At 55.1% G+C, this 16,129-nt stretch carries 18 protein-coding genes and 1 pseudogene; 7 read left to right on the top strand and 12 right to left on the bottom strand.

Features of this window, described 5'->3' with window-relative positions:
- Positions 1-110 precede the first annotated feature (110 nt).
- The 9 genes from EH206_RS19115 to exuR form a co-directional block, all read right to left on the bottom strand.
- On the bottom strand, positions 111-1,112 hold the full coding sequence (locus EH206_RS19115) for a glutathione S-transferase family protein (RefSeq protein ID WP_009114512.1): 1,002 nt from the start codon (positions 1,110-1,112) through the stop codon (positions 111-113).
- A gap of 92 nt (positions 1,113-1,204) precedes the next feature.
- The gene (locus EH206_RS19110; protein WP_009114511.1) at positions 1,205-1,600 is read right to left on the bottom strand and encodes a DoxX family protein; all 396 of its coding nucleotides are present in this window, start codon (positions 1,598-1,600) and stop codon (positions 1,205-1,207) included.
- Between the two features lie 233 nt (positions 1,601-1,833).
- On the bottom strand, positions 1,834-2,118 hold the full coding sequence (locus EH206_RS19105) for a YqjK-like family protein (RefSeq protein ID WP_009114510.1): 285 nt from the start codon (positions 2,116-2,118) through the stop codon (positions 1,834-1,836).
- A complete protein-coding gene (locus tag EH206_RS19100) occupies positions 2,115-2,510 on the bottom strand; it encodes a phage holin family protein (protein WP_009114509.1) in 396 nt (131 codons plus the stop codon). Before EH206_RS19100 ends, EH206_RS19105 begins: the two co-directional genes overlap by 4 nt.
- A 14-nt stretch (positions 2,511-2,524) precedes the next feature.
- Complete coding sequence (locus EH206_RS19095; protein WP_009114508.1) at positions 2,525-2,830, bottom strand: ElaB/YgaM/YqjD family protein; 306 nt, start codon at positions 2,828-2,830, stop codon at positions 2,525-2,527.
- Positions 2,831-3,017: 187 nt separating this feature from the next.
- Positions 3,018-3,377 (bottom strand): DUF1090 domain-containing protein, encoded by a 360-nt coding sequence (locus EH206_RS19090; RefSeq protein WP_040343448.1) that lies wholly within the window; start codon positions 3,375-3,377, stop codon positions 3,018-3,020.
- 25 nt (positions 3,378-3,402) lie between these two features.
- Positions 3,403-3,783, bottom strand: a complete 381-nt coding sequence (gene mzrA / locus EH206_RS19085; RefSeq protein ID WP_009114506.1) for an EnvZ/OmpR regulon moderator MzrA — start codon at positions 3,781-3,783, stop codon at positions 3,403-3,405.
- 2 nt (positions 3,784-3,785) lie between these two features.
- Positions 3,786-4,460 carry a DedA family protein gene (locus EH206_RS19080; RefSeq protein ID WP_009114505.1) on the bottom strand — a complete coding sequence of 225 codons (675 nt, stop codon included), beginning with the start codon at positions 4,458-4,460 and terminating at the stop codon, positions 3,786-3,788.
- Positions 4,461-4,922: 462 nt separating this feature from the next.
- A complete protein-coding gene (gene exuR / locus EH206_RS19075) occupies positions 4,923-5,702 on the bottom strand; it encodes a transcriptional regulator ExuR (protein ID WP_009114504.1) in 780 nt (259 codons plus the stop codon).
- A gap of 295 nt (positions 5,703-5,997) precedes the next feature.
- On the opposite strand from exuR, the gene uxaC reads away from it, so the two are divergent.
- The 4 genes and pseudogenes from uxaC to EH206_RS19060 all read left to right on the top strand — a co-directional run bounded on the left by uxaC (position 5,998) and on the right by EH206_RS19060 (position 8,669).
- Positions 5,998-7,407, top strand: a complete 1,410-nt coding sequence (gene uxaC, locus EH206_RS19070) for a glucuronate isomerase (protein ID WP_009114503.1) — start codon at positions 5,998-6,000, stop codon at positions 7,405-7,407.
- A 109-nt stretch (positions 7,408-7,516) separates the two neighbouring features.
- Positions 7,517-7,834, top strand: a pseudogene (locus tag EH206_RS23125) (mannitol dehydrogenase family protein); the annotation flags it as partial.
- The gene (locus EH206_RS23460) at positions 7,835-8,035 is read left to right on the top strand and encodes a UxaA family hydrolase (RefSeq protein ID WP_281280153.1); all 201 of its coding nucleotides are present in this window, start codon (positions 7,835-7,837) and stop codon (positions 8,033-8,035) included.
- Between the two features lie 91 nt (positions 8,036-8,126).
- Positions 8,127-8,669, top strand: coding sequence for a YgjV family protein (locus tag EH206_RS19060; RefSeq protein WP_009114501.1), 543 nt, complete (start codon positions 8,127-8,129; stop codon positions 8,667-8,669).
- Positions 8,670-8,729: 60 nt separating this feature from the next.
- Here the strand turns inward: EH206_RS19060 and sstT are convergent, their stop codons facing one another.
- Both sstT and EH206_RS19050 read right to left on the bottom strand, forming a co-directional pair.
- Complete coding sequence (gene sstT / locus EH206_RS19055; protein WP_009114500.1) at positions 8,730-9,977, bottom strand: serine/threonine transporter SstT; 1,248 nt, start codon at positions 9,975-9,977, stop codon at positions 8,730-8,732.
- 322 nt (positions 9,978-10,299) lie between these two features.
- Positions 10,300-11,253, bottom strand: a complete 954-nt coding sequence (locus EH206_RS19050; RefSeq protein ID WP_009114499.1) for a TerC family protein — start codon at positions 11,251-11,253, stop codon at positions 10,300-10,302.
- A 449-nt stretch (positions 11,254-11,702) separates the two neighbouring features.
- Between EH206_RS19050 and rlmG the strand changes: the two genes are divergently transcribed.
- A complete protein-coding gene (rlmG, locus tag EH206_RS19045) occupies positions 11,703-12,842 on the top strand; it encodes a 23S rRNA (guanine(1835)-N(2))-methyltransferase RlmG (protein ID WP_009114498.1) in 1,140 nt (379 codons plus the stop codon).
- Between the two features lie 7 nt (positions 12,843-12,849).
- Here the strand turns inward: rlmG and EH206_RS19040 are convergent, their stop codons facing one another.
- Positions 12,850-14,853 carry an NADPH-dependent 2,4-dienoyl-CoA reductase gene (locus EH206_RS19040; protein ID WP_009114497.1) on the bottom strand — a complete coding sequence of 668 codons (2,004 nt, stop codon included), beginning with the start codon at positions 14,851-14,853 and terminating at the stop codon, positions 12,850-12,852.
- 235 nt (positions 14,854-15,088) lie between these two features.
- Here EH206_RS19040 and EH206_RS19035 point away from each other — a divergent pair, with 235 nt between their 5' ends.
- Both EH206_RS19035 and spy read left to right on the top strand, forming a co-directional pair.
- Positions 15,089-15,385, top strand: coding sequence for a hypothetical protein (locus tag EH206_RS19035; protein WP_009114496.1), 297 nt, complete (start codon positions 15,089-15,091; stop codon positions 15,383-15,385).
- Positions 15,386-15,623: 238 nt separating this feature from the next.
- Positions 15,624-16,109, top strand: a complete 486-nt coding sequence (gene spy, locus EH206_RS19030; RefSeq protein WP_009114495.1) for an ATP-independent periplasmic protein-refolding chaperone Spy — start codon at positions 15,624-15,626, stop codon at positions 16,107-16,109.
- Positions 16,110-16,129: the final 20 nt, after the last annotated feature.

Raw genomic sequence — 16,129 nt, 5'->3', positions numbered from 1 at the left:
CAGAAAAGGCGCGATAGCTCGCGCCTTAAGCCATGGGAAAAGCTTGTTATTGGGGAGAGCGTGGCGAGGGATCCGGGTATCTCAGGCTTACGGGCGACTTTGTCAGCCGGTTACTCGCTTATTGCCGGAGCAAACTGCCTATCCCGCCCGTGGGGGCTATCCAGATCCTGAACCGGCCCGACGGATATCACGCCGTGCGGATTGATGGTGCGGTGGCTGCGATAGTAGTGGTGGCGAATATGCGCCAGATTGACGGTATCCGCCACGCCGGTCAACTGGTAGATATCGCGTAAAAAACCGTACAACTGCGGATAATCGCTTAAGCGGTATTTATCGCACTTAAAATGGGTGTGATAAGCCGGGTCAAAGCGTATCAGCGTCGTCCACAGGCGCAAGTCCGCTTCGGTCAGGCGATCGCCGGTCAGGTAACGCTGGCGTCCGAGAATCGATTCCAGCCGGGATAACGCGGCGAACAGGGCGTTGACGGCGGAGTCATAGGCGGGCTGGCTGGTGGCGAAACCGGCTTTATATACGCCGTTGTTAACCTGATCGTAGATCCAGCCGTTCAGTTCATCAATCTGGGCGCGCAGCGCCGGCGCATAGTAATCTCCCGGCTTGGCTCCGATGTTGTCAAAGGCGCTATTGAACATGCGGATAATATCGGCCGACTCGTTACTGACTATCGTATGCCGTTCGGTGTCCCATAGTACCGGAACGGTAACGCGTCCGCTGTAGCCGGGGTCGGCGTGCAGATAGAGCTGATAGAGAAACTCATGCTGATACAGCGCATCCCCGGTGGTGTCCTGGAAATCGGTATCGAATGTCCAGCCGTGGTCGAGCATTAACGGATGAACGACGGAAACGGTAATATGGTTTTCCAGTCCTTTCAACCGGCGCATTAACAGGGTGCGGTGCGCCCAGGGGCAGGCAAGGGAAACATACAGATGATAGCGACCTGACTCGGCCTGAAAGCCGCCGTCGCCGGTGATTCCCGGTTCGCCGTCAGGGGTAACCCAGTTCCGGAAATGTGACTCCGAACGTTTAAAATGACCGCTGGTAGATTTGGTTTCATACCAGGTATCGTGCCATACGCCGTCAACCAGTTGTCCCATAAATCCTCCCGTTGATTAAACCATGCAGAACGACGACGGTTGATGCCGCCGCCCTTTTTAATGACTAATAGTACAGGGGAAAACTCCCGGTGTTACCATTTTTTATTCAGGATGCGGTCAATGCTGTAGGCGCCGGGCCCCGTAACGGCCAGTAATAGGTAGCCGCCAGCGATGGTCAGGTTTTTCAGGAACATGATCTGGTTGACGCCTTCGGCGAAATTGGTGTGGAAAAGCAGCGCCGTCAGCAGCGTAAAGCCGGCGGTAAACAGCGCAACGGTTCGGGTCAGCAGACCAAACAGGATTGCCAGACCGCCGCCCAGTTCCAGCAAAATCGTCAGCGGCAGCAGGAAAGTCGGAACACCCATGGCCTGCATATATTGTTGCGTGCCGGCATAGGCATCACCCAGTTTTCCATAACCCGCCACGATAAATAGAATCGGCATTAAAATTCGCGCAACCAACAGGGCAGTGCTTTCTAAATTTTTCATCATCTCTCCAATATGTTTTTCACTGACATTCATGATCTGACGTGGGGTAGGTGCAGGGAATTATTGAAAATATTTCCTGATATCAGCCTATGGAACAGATAGTATAGAGAGATGAATTCGGGCGCCAGCGAGTAAAACTGTTGGTTTTTTTCAGAAAAATTGATGTTCATATCGAGCTGCATAGCGTAGCGCCAGACGGTGAAAGGCGGAATCTGGCGATGGGGTAGAGAAAGTTAGCGCAGGGAAAAGGTTTTGCGGAAAAGCCTGACGGTTCCCCACAGCCCGACTGCGCGGCGCGCCCAGCGGATCATTCGGCTTGGGTGGCGTACGCCATAAAAGGCGATAAGGCCGGAACCGACAACCCAGTATTTCCGCCATTGCAGCAGGTTGTGCCAGTAGCGGTCATAGGGAGCTGTTGCTTCCAGCCAGTGTTTTTTCGCCGCCGATAAATCCAGCCTTTGCTGCTGGATTTTCCGTAAAAGCCGGGTTTTTTCTTCGTCGCGTGGTTGATGACTCATTTTGATTCATCCTCCAGCAGCGTCCGATCGGTTGCCAGCTCTTTGCGAGTAGCCTTTAGCAGGGTGGATCTCCGCACCTTCAGCAGCGTCCAGATGCCGCCAATGACGGCCAGCCCAAGCAGGGTCGCGGTAATGCATCCCAGCGCAAACAGGCGATATTGGGGCTCGATTCCCCATATAATCAATGCAATCAGGCTCATTAGACCAAATGTGGCGAAAAGCAGCGTCAATCCGGCCATTATCAGCAACTGAATCAGATTGGTTTTCTCTTCTTCCAGTTCGATAACGGCCAGACGGACCCGTGTTTCCACCATATTGACGATAATGGTGATGATGCGTTGAACTGAAGCTATAGCCCCGCTGGCGGGGCCTTGTCGTTGTTTATCCGTCATAATGATCGGGATAATTAACGGCGGGAAAGCAGGACGCCAAGCACCACACCCACCGCGGCACCGATACCAACGCCGGTCCACGGATTTTCACGCACATAATCGTCGGCATATCCCACCGCTTCACGAGTCTGGGAGGCGATTTTCTCACCGGTATCGCTCAGGCGGGAACGGGTTTCTTTCAGTGCCGTTTCTGCTTTGCTGCGCAGTTTGTCCAGTTCTGCTTTGGATTTGTCGCTGGAGGTGCTTAATACTTCTTCCAGCGTATCCGCCAGCGATTTTAATTCAGTGCGTAAATACTCGGAGTTCTGATCTTTAGCCATATTGAATAACCCTTATTTGTCGTCATAAAGCAGGAATTTTAACTATAGCTTAAGTTTCAATTTATGCTTGTTAAACTGCGCCCGGAAAATTCTGATAACTTATTGTAAGTTTTAGTAATTTACTATCCGGTTATAAAATGAGCGATGCAAGCGGCGGTGAAACGACTTATAACGGCCGCCGTTCGGGCTAATTATTTTTTTCCACCGCCTGCAGTTCCTGTTTCGCTTCAGCCAGTTTTTGCTCGCGTTTGAGGATTTTCTGCGGATCGCCGTCGCGTTTGCTTTCGTCCAGATCGCGTTGGCGTTCAGCCACTTCCGCACGTTTTTCCGCAATTTTGTTCTGATGTTCGGCGGCCAGCTTTTCATCGGTGCAGTGTGATTTCACCCCATCCAGCGCGCGCTGCAACCCGGCGATTCGCTGCTGATTGCCGTGGTTGCGGGCGTGGTCGATCTGGCGCTCAATTTCCTGCTGTTTTTGCAAACAGCCGCCCTGGCTATTGGCGGCCTGAGCCGTGGCGCCGGCCGAGAACGCCAATAGAACTGCCATAACAATATGATGTAGTTTCAATTTATTATCCCAGTTTAGATTGTTTTTGCGTCAGCTTTTGCTGCCAGTAGGGCGCGGGTTTGGCGGCCTGCTGCGTAGTGATATTTGCTTTGGGCAAGGAGACGCGCAATACGTTTCTGGCTTCAACGCTCTGCTCGGGAGAAACCAAACGCACGACAAGGCTGTCCTGCGCGGGGGTGATGCTCTTTATGGCGATACCGTGTTCGTTCAATCGCTGATAAATATAGAAGCCGTCAGGCAGCGCAGCGCCGTGATAGAGCGGCTTGATATGCAGCATCGCCTCATTCTGGGAGCGGCCCGGCGACAGCGTCAGCGCCAGAAGCGGCAGCGTCACCAGCAGCAGTATGCGCCATATTTTTTTGCGGTAAAACCGGCGGATTGACACCGTTAATTTCCTTTTTCTGCGTTAGCGGTACGCTTTTTACGCCAAAGTACGAATAGTGATCCAAACAGGCCGATAAACAACAGCGCCAGCGGCAGCATCATCAGGAAAAACATCAGTTCGTCTTCATATTTCAGAAATACGCGGGTTTTCCCCAACGCGAAACCGAGCGAAACCAGAATCAATACCCACAATAGCCCACTCATCCAGTTAAAGAACTGAAAACGGGCGTTGTTTAAGCCTGACAGGCCGGCGATCGTTGGTAATAGTGTACGAACAAATGCCAGAAAGCGCCCGATTAATAGCGCGGAAAGTCCGTGTCGATGGAAAAGCTGATGCGCGCGCTGGTGATAGTGGGCGGGTAAATGCGACAGCCAGCTTTGTACTATTCGCGTATTGCCCAGCCATTTCCCCTGAATATAGCTGACCCAGCATCCCAGACTGGCCGCCGTCGTCAGCAGGACGATGGTAAAGGGGAAATTCATCGTGCCCTTGGCCACCAGTACGCCAACCAGGATAAGTAAGCTGTCGCCGGGCAGGAAAGCGGCGGGCAGCAGGCCATTTTCCAGAAAAAGGATTAAGAACAGCAATAGATAGATGGTCCACACCAGTTTGGGATCGGCTAAAACATCAAAATCCTGGTGCCAGAGTGCGTTTAACAGTTCTTTAATAATATCCATCCGCTATTCCTAATACAGCTGTATTTCATTTAACCCATGGCGATATAAGCGCTTCCGGTCATGACAAAGGTGAATACGGTTCATCAGGCGGCCCATTCCAGCGACGTTTCTTGAAAGATAATATCTGTTTGCTGCCATACCGATGATAATGCCGGCGTCCGGGGGCCTCCGATCGCGTTTCTGCATACCTGACAGATATTCGCTTAAAACCCTCTGGTTATGGATTGTCTGCCACTGACGCGTTTTACGACCAAAGCTGCGAATTATGCGTAAAAAAACGCTCTAACTGTAACAAAACAGGCGGTATTGAGATAGAAAAATATCATGGCGACCAGGTTGATTTTAGGCGTGTTATGGCACAAATAGTGGTGTTTCCGCCATATTTTACACTCGCTGACAGAAATCGACGCTTTTTGACTCTTTGTCCCGGTTCAGGAAGCGGGGCGAGGCCGCGCTAAAACGTCATAAGGGCTTGCTGATATTTATCTGGTCCAGGTGGACGACCGGGTTGTCCGCAAACATATAGCGATCCACATTGAATTCAAAATCGTCGGTGGTGGCGCGGAACAGCATTTGTTTGGTGTTCTCCAGATGCTGCCACATGGCGAGCTTGGCCGCATAAGGGTCTTTACGAATCAGCGCCTTCAGGATCTTATCGTGGTCGTCGCACCAGTTTTCAATCGATTTGTCGTCAATATGTTCCTGCAGTTTACGCCAGTATGGGTTGTGAATGCGCTGGCTCCACATTTTTTCGACGATGGTCGCCATCGCCGAGTTTTGGGTGGCCAGCGCCACCTGCACATGAAATTGCAAATCCCAGTGTGAATCGCGGAAGCGGTCTTCCTGGCGGGCATGTTCCTGAATTTCCATCAATTGCACGATATCCTGCCGGGTAACCTGGGTAGCGGCGAATTCGGCGATATTGCTTTCAATCAGCTGACGGGCCTGCAGGAGTTCAAACGGACCGACGGTGGCGAATTCGACGTCATCATTATGGATTACCAGGTTTTTTCGCTGGTTGGAAACCACGTGAATACCGGAGCCTTTACGGACTTCAACGTATCCTTCCACTTCCAGCATAATGATCGCTTCGCGCACCACGGTGCGGCTGACATTCATTTCTTCGGCGATATAGCGTTCCGCCGGCAGCTTTTCGCCAACCTGATAAACGCCGCTTTCGATACGCAGCTTCAATTCCGCGGCAAGCTGCCGGTATAGACGCCGGGTTTCTGTGAGTTCCATGATACCTGCTCTTAGATAGATAACGGTCCATGTGCGATGTCAGGGTCTGGTGCCCTGTCTCGCCAATCTTTGGGAGTGATCTGTTATACCACCTAATGACCGCCGCCACCAAGGTTTGGGGCGCAGTTATACGCCATTGCCGCTGATTCGCCTGAATAGCGTTTATATTCTTCCGTTTGTGGGTTTTTTGAGATCCTGGCCTCACTAATGGTATGAGATATCAAGCATAATTGGTGTGATATCTTTAAGAAACAAATTCATTTTCCGCACCGGTCGCACGGTAAGGACGAAAAATATGTCTCAGTTTCTCAGCGAAGACTTCCTGTTGGATAGCCCGTTTGCCCGCCGGTTATATTACGACTATGCCGCCAGTCAGCCCATATTTGACTATCATTGCCATTTACCGCCGCAGCAGATAGCGGAAAATTACCGCTTTAAAAATCTGTATGACATCTGGTTGAAGGGCGATCACTATAAGTGGCGGGCGATGCGCGCCAACGGCGTTGCCGAGCGTTTTTGCACTGGGGACGCCAGCGATTGGGAAAAGTTTGCGGCCTGGGCGGCGACCGTTCCCCATACTATCGGCAACCCGCTGTATCACTGGACGCATCTGGAGCTGCGCCGTCCGTTCGGCATTACCGGCACGCTGTTGTCCCCTTCAACCGCCAAAGATATCTGGCAGCGCGGCAACGCCCTGCTGGAGCGTGACGACTTCACGGCGCGCGGCATTATGCGGCAAATGAACGTGAAAATGGTGGGCACCACCGACGATCCCCTTGACGATCTGCGCCACCATAAGGCCATCGCCCAGGACGGCAGCTTCGCCGTTAAAGTGCTGCCCAGCTGGCGCCCGGACAACGCGTTTAATATCGAAGCGGAAGGCTTTGCTGATTATATGCGGCGCCTGGAGGCGGTATCCGATACGGCCATTACCCGTTTCGGCGATCTGTGCGCCGCGCTGAAAAAACGCATGGACCACTTTGCCGCGCACGGTTGCAAGGTATCCGACCATGCGCTGGACGTGGTGATGTACGGCGAAGCGGATGAGGCGACGCTGGATGCGATCCTCTCCCGCCGGCTGAGCGGCGTGCAGCCGACGCCACAAGAGGCGGCCCAGTTTAAAACCGCCGTGCTGCTGTTTCTGGGCGGTGAATACCACCGTCGCGAATGGGTGCAGCAGTACCATATCGGCGCGTTGCGCAACAATAATAGCCGCCAGCTGCGGCTTCTCGGGCCGGATACCGGCTTTGACTCCATCAACGATCGGCCTCTGGCTCAACCGCTTTCCCGCCTGCTGGACGCGCAGGCAAAAAACGATAACCTGCCGAAAACCATCCTTTACTGCCTGAATCCGCGTGATAACGAAGTGATCGCCACCATGGCGGGCAACTTCCAGGGGGAAGGTATGCCGGGCAAGATGCAGTTTGGTTCGGGCTGGTGGTTTAACGATCAGAAGGACGGCATGCAGCGTCAACTGACCCAACTGGCGCAGTTGGGGCTGTTGAGCCGCTTCGTCGGGATGCTGACGGACAGCCGCAGCTTTCTGTCTTATACCCGCCATGAGTATTTCCGGCGCATTCTGTGCCAGATGATCGGGCGCTGGGTGGAGGAGGGCGAAGCGCCCGCCGACCTGCCGCTGTTGGGCGAAATGGTGAAAAACGTCTGTTTCGCCAACGCTGAAAAGTATTTCGCCATTGAGCTGTAAACCCTGAGCGGGCTGCATGTCATCCAGCGGTGTGATTTCAGGTAAGGATGACGGCGGCATCGCATCCGCCGCATCCCGTATGCGAGCGCTCTCCCGAGCTAGCCTGTTAATGCAAACGTTAAACCGTCATCACTTCCCCGGTCGCCGGCATCCCGACCGGGTCATTCAATTTGGCGAAGGCAATTTCCTGCGCGCCTTTATCGACTGGCATCTGGACCTGCTGAATGAACATACCGATCTGGATGCGGGGATCGTGGTGGTGCGCCCGCGAGATGCCGACTCCCCGTCCGCGCTGAACGGAGAGGATGGTTTATACACCACCCTCGTTCGCGGCCTGAATGAACAGGGCGAAGCGGTGCGCGAATCGCGGCTGATCCGCTCCGTCAACCGTGAAATCAATACCTATCGTCAGTTTGACGAGTATCTGGTGCCCAAAAGCGAACTGGCGCAAAAAAAGGCGCATTGGACCGATTTTGACGCCGGCCGTTTGATTCACGGCATGACGATGGATGAACTGCTGGCGCGGTTTGTCGATTTGATCGTCGAGATTGCCGATGGTAAAGCGGCTAAAAATGAAATTAATGACTTCCGTGAATTGGCAATATTTAAAAGTGGCGTAACATTGTAAACTTTCCGCGCTCTTATTAAAATAAAACGGCGTTCCATTATTGTGGCGCCGTTTTGCTTTTCCATGGTCGTTTATTTTAAGGCAGGGATCAATGGCGTATTACTGGTTTGCCCAGTCGGTGGGGGTATTGGCTTTTCTGGTCGGTATTACTCTGTTTTTTAATCGCGACGAGCGTAAATTTAAGCTACAGCTCTCGGTTTACACCCTGGTTATCGGCTGTCACTTTTTTATGATGGGCGCGAATGCGGCGGGGAGCAGTGCGATGCTGAATTCCGCCCGTACGCTGATATCGATTAAAACGCATAATATCGCCGTGATGTTCGTGTTTATTGCTTTGACGCTGGCGCTCGGCCTGCCCGGTATACGGCATATGGTGGAACTGCTGCCGATAGTGGGAACGGTCGCCAGCACCTGGGCGCTGTTTCGGACGTCCGGTTTAACCACACGCAGTGTAATGTGGTGCTCTACCGCCTGCTGGGTAACGCATAATATCTGGCTGGGGTCGATTGGCGGCTCGCTGATTGAAGGCAGTTTCCTGCTGATGAATGGTTTTAACATCATCCGTTTCCGGCGGATGCAGAAACGCGGGATCGATCCGTTTAAGGTGGAGAAGAAAAAGGCGGGCAAGGCATAACACCATGTGGTCGATCCCTGTTATTCCCGCCTTGGCGGGGATAACAGGGATAACGCCGGGTTACAGCATATTCAGCCGTTCCTGTTTCGCCAGCTTGTCGTCTTCCGCCTGGCAAACCGCGGCGATAAAAATCACGTCCGTTGAGGAGTTGACCGCGGTTTCCGCGGAGTCCTGCAATACGCCGATGATAAAGCCGACGGCCACCACCTGCATGGCGATGTCGTTTGAGATGCCGAACATGCTGCACGCCAGCGGGATCAGCAGCAGCGAACCGCCGGCGACGCCGGACGCGCCGCAGGCGCAGAGCGACGCCACCACGCTGAGCAGCAGCGCGGTGGGCAGATCGACATGGATGCCCAGCGTATTGGCCGCCGCCATGGTCAGCACGGTGATGGTAATGGCCGCGCCCGCCATATTGATGGTGGCGCCCAGCGGAATGGCGACGGAATAGGTGTCTTCATCCAGATTCAGTTTACGGCACAGTTCCATGTTCACCGGAATATTGGCGGCGGAGCTACGGGTGAAAAAGGCGGTTACGCCGCTTTCACGCAGGCAGCGCAATACCAGCGGATAAGGATTGCGGCGCGTCTTCCAGTAGACGATCAGGGGATTGACGCCCAGCGCCACCAGCAGCATCCCGCCGATCAGCACCATCAGCAGATGGGCATAGCCCCACAGTGCGCCAAAACCGGTTTCGGCCAGCGTGGCGGCAACCAGACCAAAAATCCCCAGGGGCGCGAAGCGGATCACCACGCGCACAATAAAGGTGACCGCATCGGACGCATCGGTAATCAGGGTTTTGGTGCTAGCAGCGGAATGGCGGAACGCTATCCCCAATCCGACGGCCCACACCAGAATACCGATATAGTTGGCGTTCAGCAGCGCATGGATCGGGTTGGCGATGATACTCATCAATAGCCCCTCCAGCACTTCCACAATACCTGAGGGCGGCGTAATGTCTTCCGCCTGCGCGCTGAGCGCCAGCGTGGAAGGAAAGAGGGTGCTCAGCACCACGGCGATCAGCGCCGCCGAGAACGTGCCGATCATATAAAGCATCAGCACCGGACGAATGTTGGTTTTCTGCCCCTGCTGATGACTGGCGATGGAGGCCATGACCAGCACCAGAACCAGCACCGGCGCCACGGCCTTGAGGGCGCCGACGAACAATGTGCCCAGCAAACCGGCGGCAATCGCGGCTTTGGTCGACACCGACGCCAGAATAATCCCGGCAACCAGCCCCAGTAGTATCTGTTGAACCAGACTACCGCGAGTAATGTACTGCAAAAAACGTGACTGTTGATTTTCCATAGTATTGACGGCGCGGCCGTTTCCGTTGAGTGATTGTGTTTTACAGATGCGAAACCTCTGGCGGGCAGGACGCCGGATTTCTTTCTATTCCGTAACGAAATATGTTTGCGCGTGTCAGTATATGAGAAAATTATACCAGGAGAAGAGGCGGCGGCACTTTTTCTGCTATGGGGCGGGGTTTTTTATGGCGGGCGTCCTGCCCGCCACCCTAGCGGGCCGTCGCAAACGACGTTGAAAAACGCTCCCGGCGTTTTTTTATCGGCGGGGGGAGGATTGCCGTACGGCATAAACGCCGTACGGCAAGAGCGGAAAAGCGGCGCGGTTACCGCCCCGCGCGGCGGTTGACCCAGATGTTGACCAGCAGGGTGACGGCCAGAATTCCGGCAACGACGCCCAGCGAAATGGCGATGGGAATATGGAACAGGTCAATCAGCAGCATCTTGATACCGATGAAAATCAGGATGACGGCCAGACCGTATTTCAGCAGGGAGAAACGTTCCGCCACGCCCGCCAGCAGGAAGTACATGGCGCGCAGACCCAAAATGGCGAACAGGTTGGACGTCAGGACGATAAAGGGATCGGTCGTCACGGCGAAGATGGCCGGGATGCTGTCGACGGCGAAAATGACGTCGCTGATTTCCACCAGTATCAGCACCAGAAACAGCGGCGTTGCATAGAGTACGCCGCTGCGACGAACAAAGAATTTGTCGTTTTCAATGTTGTCGGTCATGCGCAGATGTCCGCGCAGCCAGCGCACCAGCGGCTTATCGCCGATGGCGCCGTCATCCTCTTTCGCCAGCGCCATTTTGATGCCGGTAAACAGCAGAAACGCGCCGAATACGTACAGCAGCCATTGGAACTGGGTCACCAGCCAACTGCCGCCAAACACCATCAGCGTGCGCAGAACGATGGCGCCTAGTACGCCGTAAATCAGCACCCGGCGCTGATATTGCGGCGGCACCGAGAAATAGCTGAACAGCATCAGCCAGACGAACACGTTATCGACGGCGAGGGCTTTTTCGATCAGATAACCGGTCAGGAAGGCCAGCGCCTGCGTATTGGCGACTTCACGCCCCAGGGTGCCGTCCAGATACCACCAGAAACCGGCGTTGAACAGCAGGGATAGCGTCACCCAGACAACCGACCATACGGCGGCTTGTTTAAAGGTCATCACCGTCGAACCTTTGCGCCCTTGATAGAGCAGGTCGACGGCCAGCATGATGATAACAATGGCAGCAAAGCTGCCCCATAGCCACGGCGTGCCAATGGTATGCATAGCAATTTCCTTTGAATAAAAACTAAAACGGCCAACGTCGGAAGACGCTGGCCGCTAATCATTATAGCTGCAAATGCACCTCGCCTCCCGGCAAGGTCTCACTTACAACGTTAATGCGGTAATCTGCTTAAGGTTGCCCGGTAACCGGATGCATTTTCCCAACCTCTTGAATCTGGCGGGTATGGCACCGTAATGACGATTGACCGGCGGAAAAGTTACTCCCCTTTGCTGCCACAAAAGATAGGTGAAAAGTTGATCCCGGTCAAATAAATATCGTCATGATAGCGGAGACGGCGTTTCGCCCTGCCCGGACGCGCGGGAAAGCGCGCGGATTAGTTACTGTTAAGGGATGGATAACGAGGCCGATTGCCTGTCCGTCTGAGAAAAGCATTTACTGGCGCGTGATTTTAAGGGATAAACAGCGCAAATTTTGTGATTCAGGAGGGAGAATGAGCCAACTCGAACTGGAAACGCGTAATCTGACGCTGGTGCGTTATCCTCCGGTAGCCGATAACACGGCGCTGCAGGCGTGGGAGGCGGCGGATGAGTTTCTGCTGCGGGAGCTTTCATCCGCGGAAACGGCGCCCGGTCCCCGCCTGATTTTTAATGACGCTTTCGGGGCGTTGGCCTGCGGGTTGCAGGTTCAGTCGCCGGTCAGCATCAGCGATTCGTATATGAGCCAACTGGCGACGCGGCATAATCTGGCGCTGAACGGTTTTGCTCCGGAGTCGGTGGAACTGCTGGACAGCCTGGCGGATTTGCCCGCGGCGCCTGCATTGGCGGTGATAAAAATTCCGAAAACCATGGCGCTGTTGGAGTATCAGCTGCGTATGCTGCGCAAGGTGGCGACGCCGCAAACCCGCATTATCGCCGGCGCCAAAGCCCGGGACATCCATACGTCGACGCTACAGCTGTTCGAGCGCATTCTGGGGCCGACGAAAACCTCGCTGGCCTGGAAAAAAGCGCGTCTGATCCACTGTGAGGTTGCAGATTTAAAGGTGAGTGAGCAGCCACTAACCACTGAATGGGATCTGGAAGATTTCGGGTATCGCATTCACAACCACGCCAATGTTTTTTCGCGCGGCGGGCTGGATATCGGCGCTCGTTTCTTTATGCAGCATTTGCCTCGGCAACTGGACGGTAAAATCGTCGATTTAGGCTGCGGCAACGGCGTTATCGGGCTGGCGGCGTTATCCGCCAACCCGGATGCTTTCGTCAGCTTCTTTGATGAATCCTATATGGCGATAGCTTCCAGCCGGATGAACGTTGCGATTAATTGCCCGCAGGATCGGGAGCGCTGTGGTTTTGCCGTTAATCACGGACTGTCCGGCGTGGCGCGCGACAGCTTGCAGGCGGTATTGTGTAACCCTCCGTTCCATCAGCAGCAGGCCGTTACCGATAATATCGCCTGGCAAATGTTTCTTGATTCCCGCCGCTGCCTTCAGGTCGGCGGCGAGTTGCGTATCGTCGGCAACCGCCATCTGGATTACTTCCACAAGCTTAAACGTCTGTTTGGCAACGCGGAGCTGATCGCCGGCAACGCCAAGTTTGTGGTGCTGCGGGCGGTGAAAAGGGCGGCGGCAAAGTAAACCGGGGTCAGATGCCTAATGCCAGCCGGGTGGCTTGTTCTATCGCCCGGCGCGCATCCAGCTCCAGGGCGACGTCGGCGCCGCCAATCAGATGCACCCGCCGCCCGGCCGCTTGCAGCGGTAGGTAAAGCTCGCGGCACGGCTCCTGGCCGGCGCAGATGATGACGTTATCCACCGGCAGGCAGCGCGCTTGCCCCTGATGCACAATGTGCAATCCATCATCATCAATGCGTTGATAGCGCACGCTCTCCAGCATAGTCACCCCGTGGCGCAGTAAACTGGTTCGATGGATCCAGCCGGTGGTTTTACCCAGATTGGCGCCGGGTTTTCCTGCTTTACGCTGCAATAAGGTTATCTCCCGGCGTTGGGGAAGCGTATGAGCGTGGTTGCCCAGCAGGCCGCCTCTATGGCGCAGCCGGCGGTCGATGCCCCATTCGGCATAAAAGTCGGCCTGTGGCGGCTGGCTGAGATAGTGGGCGGTATCGAAACCGATGCCGCCGGCGCCGATAATGGCCACCCGCCGCCCGACCGGTTTTTTATCACGCAGCACGTCCAGATAGCTTAACGTCATGGGGTGATCGATCCCATCAATCGCCGGTATGCGCGGCATGATGCCGCTGGCCAGGATCACCTCGTCGAAATCGGCCAGGTCGTCCACGCCGGCGCGTACTCCCAGCCTTAGCGTCACCTTATTTAACGCCAGTTGGCGGCGGTAATAACGCAGAGTCTGGTTAAATTCGTCTTTGCCGGGGATTTGTCGCGCCAGATCGAACTGCCCGCCGATGTGCGCGGCGGATTCAAACAGCGTGACCCGGTGGCCGCGCCCGGCGGCGTTCACCGCAAACGCCATACCGGCCGGGCCGGCGCCCACCACGGCTAGCCGTTTCGCGACTTGCGCCGGCGTCAGCGGCAAAACGGTTTCGTGACAGGCGCGCGGGTTTACCAGACAAGAGGTCAGCTCGCCGATAAAGATCCGATCCAGACAGGCCTGGTTACAGCCAATGCAGGTGTTGATTTCATCAGCGTGGCCTGCCGCGGCCTTGTTCACCAGCTCCGCATCGGCCAGAAAGGGGCGCGCCATCGAAATCATATCGGCGCAGCCGGCGGCGAGTAGCTGTTCCGCCACGGCGGGATCGTTGATGCGATTGGCGGCAATTAACGGAATGCCGACTTTTCCCATCAGCCGTTGGGTTACCCAGCCAAAGGCGCCGCGCGGCACCAGGGTGGCTACGGTGGGGATGCGGGCTTCATGCCAGCCGATGCCGGTATTGATCAGGTTGGCGCCAGCGCTTTCCACGGCCTGCGCCAACTGCTCAATCTCCTGCCAGCTTGATCCGTCGGCGACTAGATCGAGCATCGACAAACGATAGATGATGATAAACGCGGGGCCGGTTATCCGACGCACCGCCCGGACGATCTCCAGTGCAAAACGGCTGCGGCGTTGAAAATCGCCGCCCCATTCGTCGTCACGCCGGTTGGTGCGGGCGACCAGAAACTGGTTAATCAGGTAGCCTTCCGAACCCATAATTTCCACGCCGTCGTAGCCCGCCCGCCGGGCCAGCGCGGCGCAACGGGCAAAATCAGCGATGGTCCGCTCAATCTCTTGCCGGTTCATGGCCAGTGGCACAAACGGACTGATGGGCGCCTGAAGCGCGGAAGGCGCCAGCGGCTGCGGCTGGTAGCTGTAGCGACCGGCATGGAGAATTTGCAGGGCGATCTTTCCTCCCGCCGCGTGAACCGCCTGCGTCAGCGCCCGGTGGTGGGCAAGCTGCGACGCATCGTGCAGCGACGCCCCGCCTTTTACCACCGCGCCTTTGGGGTTGGGCGCGATACCGCCGGTGACAATCAGGCCCACGCCGCCCAGCGCCCGTTCGCGGTAGAAGGCCGACAGCCTTTGCGTACCGTCGGGATGCTCCTCCAGACCGGTATGCATCGAACCCATAACGACCCGGTTCTTTAGCGTGGTGAATCCCAGATCGAGCGGCGAAAACAGATTAGGGTAGGCAGCCATTGCAATCTCCGGCATACAGGCGCAGCGGATAAAAGGGCACAACTGGTCTGATGAGTTCTTGCCATAAAGCTAGCTGTATTTGGCTAAATTGTGAAATTTATGTTTATTTATTGTGACTAATATCATTGTCATTGGCAGGGGAAAACGCAGCGTTGCATTAATAAGCGGCCGGATTGTTTGTTGTCGGGCCGGTGTGCCATTATAATTCGCTGGATTAGCAGGCGAAGGAATCTCTATGTGGGTTGAAGAGTTGCAGACACGGCTGGACGGGGCGTTTCAGGAACTGGAGCACAGCGTTCGGCGACAACAGCAGATCTGGCGGCGTGATTATCAGCAGTTGGAGCAGTTGCTGGCGCAGTCCAGACAGCGGGAAGCGCAGCTTGGCGAGCAAATTGAGCAGCTTGTCGCCAAGCTGAACGCCATGGATAGCTCGCCGGCGCGCAATCCGCTGCTGCAGAAAGTCAAAGTCATCAGCGCACATATTGATGCGCTGGCAAAAGACGCGGCGGATTTTGTCCGCTCGCTGCCCTGACCCTCCAGCGGATTGGATGCGCGACAGGTGAAGCCGTGCGCTATCTCACGCAATGTTTAACGCAATGCTACCGATTCCTTACACATTTCTCCCGTCTTCTCCACATTTTCCGGAAATATGAAGTTATTCCTTGCAGATATTTACCGTTGCTCTAATTAACTGAAGTAGTCGGGCCTATACTTCCTTTCGACAGAACGACAACGGTCGTTAATGCGTTAATCTGAGAGAAGGATAAATTATGCGTAAATTCACAGCACTGCTGGTGGCTTCTTCCTTGGCACTGGGAATGACGGGTATTGCTCATGCGAATGACGCGCCCAAAGGTCATGGTCATCCGGAAGCAAGAATATCGAAAGACGGAAAAGGCCCCCGCGGTCCGCACCATGAGGCGCTGTTCAAAGAGCTGAACCTGACCGAGGCCCAGAAACAGCAGGTGAAAGAGATTTTGCGGGCTTCTCATGACGATGCGCGTAAATCCATATTGGAGGAACGCCGTGAAATCCACAGTCTGATCGCCTCCGATACTTTTGACGCGGCAAAGGCGCAGGCGCAGTTGGATAAGGCAGACGCCGCTCGCAAGGCGCAGCAGCTGAGCAGACTGGAAACCCAGAATAAGATTTATAATATTCTGACGCCTGAGCAGAAGAAACAGTACAACGACAATTTCGAAAAGCGTCTGACTCAATTGCCAAAACCGGACGCTAAACCCTTGCCGGCTGAGTAAGCAACCGCATAACCCTTAAG

This window comes from Brenneria nigrifluens DSM 30175 = ATCC 13028, assembly GCF_005484965.1.
Lineage (GTDB): Bacteria > Pseudomonadota > Gammaproteobacteria > Enterobacterales > Enterobacteriaceae > Brenneria > Brenneria nigrifluens.
The sequence above is the reverse complement of the archived record's forward strand: the minus strand, read 5'-3'. Positions and strand labels throughout refer to the sequence as shown.

Coding starts and splice junctions, on each gene's coding strand:
- EH206_RS19115 (WP_009114512.1), bottom strand. CDS start 1,112: ATGGGACAACTGGTTGACGGCGTATGGCACGATACCTGGTATGAAACC.
- EH206_RS19110 (WP_009114511.1), bottom strand. CDS start 1,600: ATGAAAAATTTAGAAAGCACTGCCCTGTTGGTTGCGCGAATTTTAATG.
- EH206_RS19105 (WP_009114510.1), bottom strand. CDS start 2,118: ATGAGTCATCAACCACGCGACGAAGAAAAAACCCGGCTTTTACGGAAA.
- EH206_RS19100 (WP_009114509.1), bottom strand. CDS start 2,510: ATGACGGATAAACAACGACAAGGCCCCGCCAGCGGGGCTATAGCTTCA.
- EH206_RS19095 (WP_009114508.1), bottom strand. CDS start 2,830: ATGGCTAAAGATCAGAACTCCGAGTATTTACGCACTGAATTAAAATCG.
- EH206_RS19090 (WP_040343448.1), bottom strand. CDS start 3,377: ATGGCAGTTCTATTGGCGTTCTCGGCCGGCGCCACGGCTCAGGCCGCC.
- EH206_RS19080 (WP_009114505.1), bottom strand. CDS start 4,460: ATGGATATTATTAAAGAACTGTTAAACGCACTCTGGCACCAGGATTTT.
- exuR (WP_009114504.1), bottom strand. CDS start 5,702: ATGGAACTCACAGAAACCCGGCGTCTATACCGGCAGCTTGCCGCGGAA.
- uxaC (WP_009114503.1), top strand. CDS start 5,998: ATGTCTCAGTTTCTCAGCGAAGACTTCCTGTTGGATAGCCCGTTTGCC.
- EH206_RS19060 (WP_009114501.1), top strand. CDS start 8,127: ATGGCGTATTACTGGTTTGCCCAGTCGGTGGGGGTATTGGCTTTTCTG.
- sstT (WP_009114500.1), bottom strand. CDS start 9,977: ATGGAAAATCAACAGTCACGTTTTTTGCAGTACATTACTCGCGGTAGT.
- EH206_RS19050 (WP_009114499.1), bottom strand. CDS start 11,253: ATGCATACCATTGGCACGCCGTGGCTATGGGGCAGCTTTGCTGCCATT.
- rlmG (WP_009114498.1), top strand. CDS start 11,703: ATGAGCCAACTCGAACTGGAAACGCGTAATCTGACGCTGGTGCGTTAT.
- EH206_RS19040 (WP_009114497.1), bottom strand. CDS start 14,853: ATGGCTGCCTACCCTAATCTGTTTTCGCCGCTCGATCTGGGATTCACC.
- EH206_RS19035 (WP_009114496.1), top strand. CDS start 15,089: ATGTGGGTTGAAGAGTTGCAGACACGGCTGGACGGGGCGTTTCAGGAA.
- spy (WP_009114495.1), top strand. CDS start 15,624: ATGCGTAAATTCACAGCACTGCTGGTGGCTTCTTCCTTGGCACTGGGA.